This is a genomic window from Streptomyces prunicolor, assembly GCF_045162825.1.
Lineage (GTDB): Bacteria > Actinomycetota > Actinomycetes > Streptomycetales > Streptomycetaceae > Streptomyces > Streptomyces prunicolor.
Window position 1 is genome coordinate 1,519,771 of the sequence record NZ_CP108676.1, and the last position, 11,944, is coordinate 1,531,714.

The 11,944-nt window shown below is 68.7% G+C and carries 11 protein-coding genes and 1 pseudogene; 11 read left to right on the forward strand and 1 reads right to left on the reverse strand.

The features are described from left to right. Positions 1–81 precede the first annotated feature (81 nt). From OG588_RS06840 to OG588_RS06855, 4 genes and pseudogenes are all read left to right on the forward strand, one after another. Positions 82–726 (forward strand): TetR family transcriptional regulator, encoded by a 645-nt coding sequence (locus tag OG588_RS06840; protein WP_019070916.1) that lies wholly within the window; start codon positions 82–84, stop codon positions 724–726. Between the two features lie 254 nt (positions 727–980). Then, positions 981–1,370, forward strand: coding sequence for a VOC family protein (locus tag OG588_RS06845; protein WP_405946502.1), 390 nt, complete (start codon positions 981–983; stop codon positions 1,368–1,370). Between the two features lie 272 nt (positions 1,371–1,642). Beyond that, the gene (locus OG588_RS06850; protein ID WP_238575850.1) at positions 1,643–1,966 is read left to right on the forward strand and encodes a hypothetical protein; all 324 of its coding nucleotides are present in this window, start codon (positions 1,643–1,645) and stop codon (positions 1,964–1,966) included. A gap of 218 nt (positions 1,967–2,184) precedes the next feature. After that, positions 2,185–3,419: pseudogene (locus OG588_RS06855) on the forward strand (IS701 family transposase). Positions 3,420–3,452: 33 nt separating this feature from the next. On the opposite strand, the gene def reads toward OG588_RS06855, so the two are convergent. Next, positions 3,453–3,998: a peptide deformylase gene (gene def, locus OG588_RS06860; RefSeq protein WP_405946503.1), complete on the reverse strand. Its 546-nt coding sequence runs from the start codon at positions 3,996–3,998 to the stop codon at positions 3,453–3,455. Positions 3,999–4,152: 154 nt separating this feature from the next. Here def and OG588_RS06865 point away from each other — a divergent pair, with 154 nt between their 5' ends. From OG588_RS06865 to OG588_RS06895, 7 genes are all read left to right on the forward strand, one after another. Then, positions 4,153–5,391, forward strand: coding sequence for a MurT ligase domain-containing protein (locus tag OG588_RS06865; RefSeq protein WP_405946504.1), 1,239 nt, complete (start codon positions 4,153–4,155; stop codon positions 5,389–5,391). 21 nt (positions 5,392–5,412) lie between these two features. After that, complete coding sequence (locus OG588_RS06870; protein WP_033278256.1) at positions 5,413–6,141, forward strand: type 1 glutamine amidotransferase; 729 nt, start codon at positions 5,413–5,415, stop codon at positions 6,139–6,141. Positions 6,142–6,331: 190 nt separating this feature from the next. After that, the gene (locus OG588_RS06875) at positions 6,332–7,357 is read left to right on the forward strand and encodes a 6-phosphofructokinase (RefSeq protein WP_405946505.1); all 1,026 of its coding nucleotides are present in this window, start codon (positions 6,332–6,334) and stop codon (positions 7,355–7,357) included. 163 nt (positions 7,358–7,520) lie between these two features. Beyond that, positions 7,521–8,471 carry a cytochrome c oxidase assembly protein gene (locus tag OG588_RS06880; protein ID WP_405946506.1) on the forward strand — a complete coding sequence of 317 codons (951 nt, stop codon included), beginning with the start codon at positions 7,521–7,523 and terminating at the stop codon, positions 8,469–8,471. Positions 8,472–8,588: 117 nt separating this feature from the next. Beyond that, positions 8,589–9,896, forward strand: coding sequence for a DUF6777 domain-containing protein (locus OG588_RS06885; protein WP_405946507.1), 1,308 nt, complete (start codon positions 8,589–8,591; stop codon positions 9,894–9,896). Positions 9,897–9,920: 24 nt separating this feature from the next. Then, positions 9,921–11,768, forward strand: a complete 1,848-nt coding sequence (locus tag OG588_RS06890) for a protein kinase domain-containing protein (RefSeq protein ID WP_405946508.1) — start codon at positions 9,921–9,923, stop codon at positions 11,766–11,768. 13 nt (positions 11,769–11,781) lie between these two features. After that, positions 11,782–11,940, forward strand: a complete 159-nt coding sequence (locus OG588_RS06895; protein WP_019059551.1) for a hypothetical protein — start codon at positions 11,782–11,784, stop codon at positions 11,938–11,940. Positions 11,941–11,944: the final 4 nt, after the last annotated feature.

The window sequence follows — 11,944 nt, forward strand, 5'->3', positions numbered from 1 at the left end:
CGGCAGCCCGTTCGAGGCGTTGGGGCCATTGAGTGTTAGTTTGCGCAGGCGTCACCGATTCAGCACGGGTGGGGAGAGCTCATGGACACCACGCAGCGGACCGATCAGCAGAGGTCCGCCGACCGCCGACGGCGCGAGTTGTTGGAGGCCGCGGACAGAGTGGTGCTGCGTGATGGTCCGCAGGCCTCGATGAACGCGATCGCCGCGGAAGCGGGTATTACGAAGCCGATTCTGTACCGGCACTTCGGGGACAAGGGTGGACTCTACGCGGCCCTTGCCAAGCGGCATACCGATGCCCTGTTGTCCTCGTTGCGGGCCGCGTTGGATGCGCCTGCGGAGCGGCGGGAGCGGGTTGAGGCGACGCTCGATACGTACCTCGCCGCGATCGAGGCTCTTCCTCAGGTGTATCGGTTCCTGATGCATCCCGTGGAGGGTGGGCAGACCGCTGACCAGGGGTTCGACACGGGGAATCACTCGGTTCCGCTGCTTCGGCGTATGGGCGAGGAGTTGGCTCAGGTCATCGAGGAGCGGGTTGACCTTGGGCCCAACAGCCAGCAGCTGGCTCGGGTGTGGGGGCATGGGATCGTCGGGATGATGCACGCGGCCGGGGACTGGTGGCTGGGTGAACGGCCTTGTTCCCGGGCTGAGTTGGTGCGGAGTCTGGCTGACCTGTTGTGGGGGCGGTTGGCTGCCGCCGGGGACAAGGTTGGCGGGCCGGGGTTTTAGCCGGTTGCCTTCCGGGTGCGCGTCCGGCGGGAGCTGGTCGCGCAGTTCCCCGCGCCCCTTAAAAACCTTCGCTCGCCGGTGCTGACACAGCCCCGCGCCCCTAATACTCCAGCTGTAGATCGCGATCTTGCTGTCCTGTGCCTCGCGCCTTGAGTGGATACCGCCGAAGTCTGACTGCAGGGCAGCTCGCTCATCGAAGTCTGATTTCCGCTGGTCACAGCCGCTGCTGAGCGCCCGTTTGAGAGGACCGGGGCATGGCGGACTCATCTCTGCAGATCAATGCCCTCATCGTCGATGCCACAGACCCCGAGCGGCTCGCTGCGTTCTGGTCCGAACTGCTCGGCAGGCCGGTCGTGGGACGTATGGGCCCATACGTGTGGCTGCGGCGGGAGAACGGCCTGGGTCTGGGTTTTCAGCGAACTGCCGAACCCAAGTCGAGCAAAAACCGGATGCACTTCGACGTCACCTCTCCCGATCCCGCCGCCGAGCAGCAACGGATCGAGATGCTCGGAGGGCACAGGCTGGAGCAGTACGCCGGCGGTGGGTTCCTGGTGATGGCGGACCCCGAGGGCAATGAGTTCTGCATCATCCCTGAGGGCCCCTTCGAGCTCGACGACGAGGGGCGCGCGAACTACCTCGGCTGATGGTCGAACTTCGATGGCACAGGACCCTTGCTGGTCGGGGCCAGTCTGCGAACGGGTACGGCAGCTGTCCGTTCTCACAGAAGCCAGTCCCTGTCTCATCCAATCCAGTCGGGATACGGCTGGCTTCTCCGTCTCCCCCAGCGCGGGAATGGTGCCCGACGCCCGGTACTCATGGGTGGCGATCGCGGGGGGACGCATTGAGCATGTGTGCTCAGGGGAGTTGAGTACGCGACCGGATCACCACACGCGGGGCGATGCGCTGGGATGAGGACATGAACCCCGCTCCGCAGCCCGGCGCAGCGCGCGTCGTCACCAGATGGTCCGTCGCCGGACTCGTCCTGCTCGTGCCGACCGTCGTCGTCGCGTGGATCGCCGTACTCAGCACCTATCGCGGCGGCCGCTGCCTGACGTACGGCGAGCAGTGCTCGACGGTCCCGGGCGAGGCCCTCTACGGCTGCTTCTGGGGCGCCCTCGCGGCCGGTCTTCTGGCACTGGTGTGGCCCCGAGCCAGGTGGACGGGCGCCAGGGTGGGGGTCGTCCTGCTGCAGTGGGGCGCTCAGATCACGCTGGGCGCGCTCATCCTCAGTGGCGCGTGACGTCCCCCTCCGCAGGCCACGCCGATGGCCCGTGTGCTCTCACCGAAACCAGTCGGCGTGGCCCGACTCGTGTCGACTGGATTGGATGAGACTGCGACTGACTTCGTTGAGAACAGACAGCCGCCGTTGATCATCGGTGTGTGAAGACAGAAGATCAGACGGCGGCCGCGGGCCACAGCATAGATCCCGGCCGCTGGCAGGAGACGTTCGAGGTCCTGATGGGCCGTATCGCGGGAAGGTTCGTCCGGGTGGAACCACGGCGCCGGGCACGGGCGTTCGTGCTCGGATTGTTGTCTGACCTGCCGCGCAAGAACTGCTGGACGCTCGCCGAGTACGTCGGGGACGCGAACCCGTACGGCTTGCAGCACCTGCTGTCGAGGGCCCAGTGGGACGCTGACGCGGTACGCGACGACATCCGCGGCTTCGTCGTCGGGCAACTGCACGACACCGCGGCGGTGCTGGTCGTCGACGAGACCGGTGACCTCAAGAAGGGCACCGCCACGGTCGGTGTGCAGCGCCAGTACACCGGGACCGCAGGACGCATCGAGAACAGCCAGGTCGCCGTCTATCTCGCCTACTCCACCCGGCGCGGACACGCGGCGATCGACCGGGAACTGTACGTCCCCCGTTCCTGGATCGAGGACACGGCCCGCTGCAAGGCCGCCGGGATACCCGACACTGTCGGCTTGCCACGAAGCCCGCACTCGCCGCTCGCATGATCGGCCGCGCCCTGCACGCTGGCGTCCCCGCGTCCTGGGTAGCCGGCGACGAGGTCTACGGGGGCAACCCGCACCTGCGGACCGCACTCGAGCAACGGCAAGTCGGTTACGTACTCGCCGTTGCCCGTGACCACCAGATCGCCACCCACGCAGGCAAGTTCCGCGCCGACACCCTGGTCAAGAGGCTGCCGAGGCGGGCCTGGCAGAAACTCTCCGCCGGAGCCGGAACCAAGGGCCACCGCTTTTGCGACTGGGCCCTGGCAGACATCGCCGACGACCGGCCCGGCCACCACCAGCTGCTCGTGCGCCGCAACCGGCGCACCGGTGAACTCGCCTTCTACTGCTGCTATTCGGCCACCCATGTATCGCTGTCCACCCTGGTGCAGGTCGCCGGACGCAGATGGACGGTTGAGGAGACCTTCCAGTCCGGCAAGGGCCTCGCCGGACTGGACGAACACCAGGTCAGACGCTGGACGTCCTGGCACCGCTGGGTCACTCTCGCGATGCTCGTCCATGCTTTCCTCGCTGTCGTCCGCGCCGACGAACACGCCCGCCATCCCGGGCCGGACGAGCTGATACCGCTCACCTGCAACGAGATCCAGCGCCTGTTCAACGCGCTTGTCGTCCGGCTCGTCCACGACACTGCCCACCGGCTCCTCTGGTCCCAATGGCGACGCCGCCACCAGGCTCGATCCCAGACCAGCCACTACCAGCAACAAGCCGCTCAGGCATGAAGATCGCGATCTGCAACTGGAGTACTAAAAGCGTCACCCTGACCCATGCCAAGAGGCTCGGCTCACTTGTCGCATCAAGCGGTTGTGGCGCCAGCCCGTCACGCGGTCCGCGTAGACCGTGCCCTCCACGTGGTCGCACTCGTGCTGCAAGCACCGTGCGAACCAACCGGTGCCGTGCACGGTCATGGGTTCTCCCGCCACCGTGAAACCCTCGACCACCGCGTGGTCGTAGCGCTCCGTTCCCGCCTCCAGGCCCGGCAGGGACAGACACCCCTCCGGTCCCCGCAACACCACACCGTCCGTCTCCACCAGGCGTGGGTTGACCACATGGCCGAGGTGGCGGGTGTCCTCGTCGTCGGGGCAGTCGTAGACGAAGACCCGTAGGGATTCGCCTACTTGGTTCGCGGCGAGGCCGACCCCCTGGGCCGCGTACATCGTCGCGAACAAGTCCTCGACGAGGCGGGCGAGTTCCGGGCCGAAGTCTGTTACTTCCGCGCAGGAGGTGTGAAGCAATGGGTCGCCGAGCAGGGTGAGGGGGCGGACTCGCCCGTGGGCGCCCGGGATGGAGCCGTATCGCATGGCCGCAAGGGTACGGTTCTCTACGGCGCACGCCCGCCGCGAGGGGTTCGCGGTGCCGCGGTTCGGGCACCGATAAGGATCTCGATAGGCTGAGGTCCACACCACGTTGCCGGAGGCAGAGGCGCGGCGCGTACGCAAGGAGGATCGAGAACTGATGGCAGGCAACTCGGACCCGCTCACGCCGCGGGCCAAGCTGGCCGTGACGGCGGGCAAGGCGGTCGCGGCGGCATCGCGTGCCGCGGGGCGGGGCAGCGGATCGGTGATCGGCGGCCGAGTGGCACTCAAACTCGACCCCGACCTGCTCGCCCGGCTCGCACAGAACCTGGACGTGACGCTCGTCTCGGCCACCAACGGCAAGACCACGACGACGCGTTTGATCGCCGAGGCCCTCGGGGCCGCCGGAGAAGTCGTCTCGAACGCGCTCGGTGCCAACATGCCCGCCGGTATCACCTCGGCGCTGGCCGGCGGCTCGGCCGCCAAGTTCGGTGTCATCGAGGTCGACGAGAAGTACCTCGCCGGCGTCGCCCGTGACACCGACCCCAAGTGCATCGCCCTGCTCAACCTCTCCCGCGACCAGTTGGACCGCGCGGCCGAGACCCGCATGCTCGCGGAGAACTGGCGTGAGGGGCTGTCGGGTTCCAAGGCCGTCGTCGTCGCCAATGCCGACGACCCGTTGGTCGTGTGGGCCGCTTCCTCCTCCCCCAACGTGATCTGGGTCGCCGCCGGGCAGATGTGGAAGGACGACGCCTGGTCCTGCCCGTCCTGCGGTGGCGTGATGCAGCGGCCCGGTGACGACTGGTTCTGTGGCGAGTGCGGCTTCCGGCGGCCTACGCCGAGTTGGGCGCTCTCCGGGGATCATGTGCTTGATCCGCACGGCTCCGCCTGGCCCATTCACCTCCAGCTGCCGGGGCGCGCCAACAAGGCCAACGCCGCCTCCTCGGCCGCCGTCGCCGCCGTGTTCGGGGTGCCGCCGCAGGTCGCCCTGGAGCGCATGTACCGGGTGCAGGCCGTCGCCGGACGCTATGACGTCGTCCAGTTCATGCAGCGCGACCTGCGGCTGCTGCTGGCGAAGAACCCGGCGGGCTGGCTCGAAACGTTCAGCCTGATCGATCCGCCGCCGACCCCGGTGATCCTCTCGGTGAACGCGCGCGGCGCCGACGGCACCGACACCTCGTGGCTGTGGGACGTCGACTACACCCGACTGACCGGCCACCCCATCTTCGTCGTGGGCGACCGCAAGCTGGACCTCGCGGTCCGACTGGAAGTGGCGGGCCAACACTTCCAGGTCTGCGACAACCTCGACCAGGCCGTGCAGCAGGCGCCGCCCGGCCGCATCGAGGTCATCGCGAACTACACCGCGTTCCAAGACCTGCGCCGCCGCGTCGGCAACTGAGACTCAGAGGACGAATTGACCATGAGCGACAACCAGCTGCGTCTGGTGTGGATCTACCCGGACCTGCTGAGCACCTACGGCGACCAGGGCAACGCCCTGGTCGTGGAACGCCGGGCGCGGCAGCGCGGCCTCGACGTGGCCCGGCTGGACGTGCGCAGCGACCAGCCCATCCCGACCTCGGGCGACATCTACCTGATCGGCGGCGGCGAGGACCGCCCGCAGCGGCTCGCGGCGGAGCGACTGCGCCGTGACGGCGGCCTGCACCGGGCGGTCGGCAACGGCGCGATCGTCTTCTCGGTGTGCGCCGGCTACCAGATCCTCGGCCACGAGTTCATCAACGACCTCGGCCAGCGCGAGCCCGGCCTCGGCCTGCTCGACGTGGTGTCGACCCGCGGCGAGGGTGAGCGGTGCGTCGGTGACGTCCTCGGCGACATCGACGCGCGCCTGGGCCTGCCCCAGCTGACCGGCTTCGAGAACCACCAGGGCGTCACCCATCTCGGCCCCACCGCCCGCCCGTTCGCGCAGGTACGGCTCGGCAAGGGCAACGGCACGGGCGACGGCACGGAGGGCGCGTACAACGACACCGTGTTCGGGACGTACATGCACGGGCCCGTACTCGCCCGCAACCCGCTGATCGCGGACCTGCTGCTGAAGCTGGCCCTCGATGTGAACGCGCTGCCGCCGATCGACGACCGCTGGTACGAGGCGCTCCGCAACGAGCGCATCACCGCAGCTCAGCAGCCTGCCTGACCCTGCTGTCCAGCTCCTCTTCGGATACCGGCAACCAGCCCGTCTGACGGCTCGTCCGCGCAGGTGAGCGGGGTCGTCCAGCAGGCGGACGCACGCTACGACCCCGCCCCCTTCTGCCGCTAGGGTGGCGGGGTTCATACCGGACAACGTGGTCCGGTCCCGGTCCACGTCGAGAAGGTTCTTTCGGGCTATGCGCATTGGTGTCCTCACGTCCGGCGGCGACTGCCCCGGCCTGAACGCCGTCATCCGGTCCGTCGTGCACCGCGCCGTCGTCGACCACGGCGACGAGGTCATCGGCTTCCGGGACGGCTGGAAGGGCCTCCTGGAGTGCGACTACCTCAAGCTCGACCTCGACGCGGTGAGCGGCATCCTCGCTCGCGGCGGCACCATCCTCGGTTCCTCCCGCGTCCAGCCCTCCCAGCTCCGGGACGGCGTCGAGCGGGCCCGAGGGCATGTCGAGGAGCTCGGCCTCGACGCGATCATCCCGATCGGCGGCGAGGGCACACTCAAGGCTGCCAAGCTGATGTACGACGCCGGTCTCCCGATCGTCGGCGTCCCCAAGACCATCGACAACGACATCGCCGTCACGGACGTCACCTTCGGCTTCGACACGGCGGTCGGTGTCGCGACGGAAGCGCTCGACCGGCTCAAGACGACCGCCGAGTCCCACCAGCGCGTCCTCGTCGTGGAGGTCATGGGCCGCCACACCGGCTGGATCGCGCTCCACTCCGGCATGGCGGCCGGCGCGCACGCCATCGTCGTACCTGAACGGCCCTTCGACATCGAGGAGTTGGCCGCCCGCGTCGGCGAACGCTTCGAGGCGGGCAAGCGGTTCGCGATAGTGGTTGCGGCGGAGGGCGCCAAGCCGCGTGCGGGGTCCATGGACTTCGACGAGGGCAAGAAGGACGTCTACGGCCATGAGCGCTTCGCGGGGATCGCACGGCAGCTGTCCATCGAGCTGGAGGAGCGGCTCGGCAAGGAAGCGCGGCCGGTGATTCTTGGGCATGTGCAGCGTGGGGGGACTCCGACCGCGTATGACCGTGTGCTTGCCACTCGGTTTGGGTGGCATGCGGTGGAGGCCGCGCATCGGGGGGAGTTCGGGAAGATGACCGCGCTTCAGGGGACCGACATCGTGATGGTGTCGTTGGCCGATGCGGTGGAGACGTTGAAGACGGTTCCTGCTGATCGGTATGAAGAGGCTGAGTGCGTTCTCTGAGCGGTCTCCGGTAGTTCGTCGGGTGCGGGTCGTGGGGGCTGGTTGCGCAGTTCCCCGCGCCCTTAGGTAGGACCACTTGCCCCCAGTCGTAGAAGTGACCGGGGGCAGTTCTACTCTGGTGCGGACAGACAACGCACAACCCCCACGAATCAGGAGCCGTTCGATGGATCACGGCGGGCACGGTATGACCATGGATCTGCCGCCGTTCACCTTTGCGCGCGGGCTTGAGTGGTCGGCCGACCCGTTCTTCCTGATCGCCTGCCTGCTCGGGCTCGGGCTGTACGGGTGGGGGGTCGTGCGGTTGCGGCGGCGGGGGGACTCGTGGCCTGTGGGGCGGACGATCTCTTTCGTCATCGGTGTGCTGACCATCGGGCTGGTGATGTGCACCAAGCTCAATGACTACGGCATGGTCATGTTCAGCGTGCACATGGTGCAGCACATGGTCATCAGCATGTTGACGCCGATCCTGTTGCTGCTCGGCGCTCCGGTCACCCTGGCCCTGCGTGCGCTGCCTCCGGCGGCCCGGGGGCGCAAGGGGCCCCGTGAGCTGCTGTTGATGTTCCTGCACAGCCGGTACATGAAGATCATCACGCATCCGGTGTTCACGATCCCGCTGTTCATCGCGAGCCTGTACGCGCTGTACTTCACGCCGATCTTCGATTTCCTGATGGGGTCGAAGACCGGGCACATCGCGATGATGGTGCACTTCCTCGCCGTGGGTGTGGTGTTCTTCTGGCCGATCATGGGTGTGGACCCGGGGCCGAGTCGGCCCGGTTATCTGATGCGCATGTTGGAGCTGTTCGCCGGGATGCCGTTCCACGCGTTCTTCGGCATCGCGTTGATGATGGCGTCCGAGCCGATGGTCGAGACGTTCAAGAACCCGCCCGCCTCGCTCGGCATCGACGCGCTCTCCGATCAGAACGCGGCCGGCGGTATCGCCTGGGCGTTCAGCGAGGTCCCGTCCGTGCTGGTGCTGATCGCCCTGCTGTTCCAGTGGTACAGCTCGGAACAGCGGCAGGCCAAGCGGCAGGACCGGGCCGCCGACCGGGACGGCGACAAGGAACTCGCGGCGTACAACGCCTATTTGGCCTCATTGAACGCACGAGGCAATTGAACACATGCGGCAACTGAGCGGCAATTTCGTTCAGTAGCATAAAGCGCGTTGGGGTAACCGCCACCGGGGGGAGCGGTAATGACAATTCGCGCAGTTGTGCAAAGGACCGGAATTTCGGTGATCCGCAGGATCGCCGTGCTGCTCGTCTGCGTCCTGGTCGTGAGTGGATGCGGTGGAAGCGCACACGCGTTCGCCGTGAAGGCCGTCGCCACCGGAGTTCCGTCGCTCGCGCCTTTCTTCGACGAGAAACAGGGACTGGGGCAGGACGCCGTGGTGCGTTCGCTGCCGGTGCAGGGCACGTTGCAGCAAGGGGACACACCCGGTCTGTACGGCGGCACCAAGAAGCCGACCGTCTGTGACGTGGCGAAGCTCAAGAGGTTTCTGACCGATCCCGCGAACCACCAGAAGGCGGTCGCGTGGTCGGGTGTGCTGGGTATCACCACGGACCAGATACCGGCCTATCTGGATCGGCTCACACCCGTACTCCTCCGTCACGACACTCTCGTACAGAACCACGACTACAAAAAGGGAAAGGCCACGCCCTACAACTCTCTTCTCCAGGCGGGAATCGCGATTCTCGTCGACGAGCAGGGGGAACCCGCCGCGAAGTGCTCGTGCGGAAATCCGCTGCGGCCCTTCAAGGGCGACGCGAGTCGGATTTCCGTCAAGTTCGCCGACGGCAACAAGAAGTGGAGCGGATACAAGGCGTCCTCGGTCGTGGCCGTGCGTCCGGCCGCGCAGAGGATGGGGCGGCTCGTCCTCGTCGACATCGGTGATCCCGACCGCGGTATCGAGCGTCCGATCGGCACGGCCGGCAAGCACGACACCGCCTTCGACACCCGGCAGCGGCACGCCGTACCGGACCTGACCGGGGCGACGTTCGGGCAGGCCCGGCAGCAACTGGTGAGCAGCGGGCTGGCCGTCGGGTACAGCGGGAGCGCGCCGCCGTCCGACGACTCGAAGGTCACCGCGACCGATCCGCCGGCCGGGACCGAGCTGCGGTTCGGGGAGTATGTGCGGCTGAGCGTGGCCGGTGGGACGAGTGGCGGCGCTCCTTCCACTCCCCCGAGTCCGACGACCTCCGAGCCGACGACTTCCGGACCGACCCTGAGCCCGCCGACCTCCACGGCGCCACCATCCACGTCCACGCCTGCGCCGCCCACCTCCTCGCCCCCGCCCTCGTCGCCACCCCCGTCCTCGCCCGCGATCAAACCCCCGCCGCCGAGCAGTTCACCGTCCGGCAGTTCTCCTACGCCCGACTCGCCCACGGTGGTCACCGACCCGCCCTCGGCGAGCACACCGGTCACCAGCAGCGCCCCGGTGACGAGCGCTCCCGTGACCACCAGCACCTCCGTGACGAGCCGCGCCCCGGTCACCGGCGACCCGGTGACCGGCACGCCCACCCTCACCGCCACCGAGACGTGACGCGGACCCGGAAGGAGCCTCCGGATGCCACAGGGATCGCCGACCTCGGGCGTGGGCCGGGTCATCGCCGGTCGTTATCTCCTGCTGAACCGGCTGGGCAGTGGCGGAATGGGACATGTGTGGCTCGCACATGACCAGCGGCTGGCCTGTGAAGTCGCGCTCAAGGAGATCGTGTTCAGCAACCCGGCCTACGCCGAGGCCGAGCGGGAGGCCCGGGTCGCGCGGGCCCGGGCCGAGGCGCGGAACGCGGCGGGGCTGCGCGGGCACCCCCATGTGGTGACCGTCCATGACGTGCTGGAGCACGAGGGGCTGCCGTGGATCGTCATGGAGTACGTGGCGGACGCCGTCGACCTGCGCGACATGGTCGGCCGGCACGGTTCGCTGGCCCCCGCGGAGTGCGCCCGCATCGGGCTCGCCGTACTCGACGCGCTGACCGCCGGACACCAGCGGGGCGTGATGCACCGGGACGTGAAACCGGCGAACATCCTGCTCGCGCCGGACCGCACCGGTTCGCCGTACGCCCGCGTCCTGCTCACCGACTACGGCATCTCGGTGCAGCCGGACGCCGGGGAGACGCGGTACACGCTGACGTCCGTGCTCGTCGGTACGGCGGGATATCTGGCGCCGGAGCGGGCCACGGGCGGGCCGCCGACCGCCGCGGCCGACCTGTTCTCACTGGGCTGCACGCTCTACCACGCCGTCGAGGGCCACGGCCCCTTCGTCCGCGAGACCCCGCTCGCCGAGATCACCGCGGTGGTCATGGAGGACCCGCTGCCTCCGGTCCGCGCGGGCGCCCTGGCTCCGGTGCTCCACGCGATGCTGGAGAAGGATCCGCTACGGCGGATTCCGGCGGCGGAGGCCGAGGCGGCGCTGGCGCGGATCGTGACGCCGCAGACGGACCCGGGGGCGGGGTCGTACGCCCGGACGCAGACCGACCTGGGCTCGCCGTCGCCGTGGGAGGGGCAGGCGGTTCCGGAGCCGGCGCCTTTCGTCGCCGGGCCGGCTCCCTCGCACTCCCCCAGCGGCCGGCGCCGGCGCCCGCGCTCCCGCCTTCTGCGGCCCGTCCTCGCGTGCCTGCTCGGGCTCGTCCTCGCCCTGGGCGGCGTCTGGTACGCCATGGCCCACCAGCCACCCGGCGACACCACCGACACGGGCAAGGACAGCCCGCCATACGGCACGGCCATCGGGCTCGCCGCGCCGCTCAAGGACGGGGACTGTGTCACCGCCGACTGGCCCGGCGGGAAGCGGTTCGACGGGACACCCCGGCTCGCCCTCGACCCCACGTGCCGCAACTCGATACCCGACGGTCAGGTGATGGCGTTCGTGTCCACGGCCTCTGCCGGCGAGGCGCGCAAGGTCGGGGCGGACCGGTGTGCGCAGCGGACGCAGGAGATGCGGGAGAAGCTCGCGGACGTACGGGGCTTCGCCGTCGTACCGACCGACGCGGGTTTCGCGGCCGCCGGGCATCGCACCGCGTGTCTGGTGCTGGGCGCGCACGGGCCGGTCTACGGGCCTCTCGGCAGCCACCGGGCCATGGGGTCGCGTTTCGCGGACACGTCGACCATGCAGAAGCGGGACTGTCTTGACGTGCCCTCGGACCGGGCCGCGAGCCTGGTCTCCTGCGCGGGCAAGCACGATCAGGTGGTGCTCGGGTTCACCCGGTTGGGCGTGGGCGTCACGCCGGCCCAGGCCCGTACGCGGTCGGACGCTGCGTGCGCCCGGGACGTGCCGCCGGCCGACTACGGCTTCGATCCTTCGGTGTACGAGGCCGCCTCCTGGACGAGTCAGGGACCGTGGAAGTCGGGCACACATTTCGTCGTGTGCGCCGTTCGGAAGCAGAACGGGGGCACCATGGAGGGGACCGAACCATGAGGAGGGTGTTGCGATGCCCGGTTCCACGAAGACCATGGGGGTGATCACCGTCGGCGGTCTGGTGGTGGTGACGGCCTACACGGTGGCGCTCGGCAGTAACGGCTGGCTGTGGTTCGGCTGGGTCGTGCTCGGGCTGATCACCCTCGGGATGGCCGCCACGCGCAGCACCTGACGGC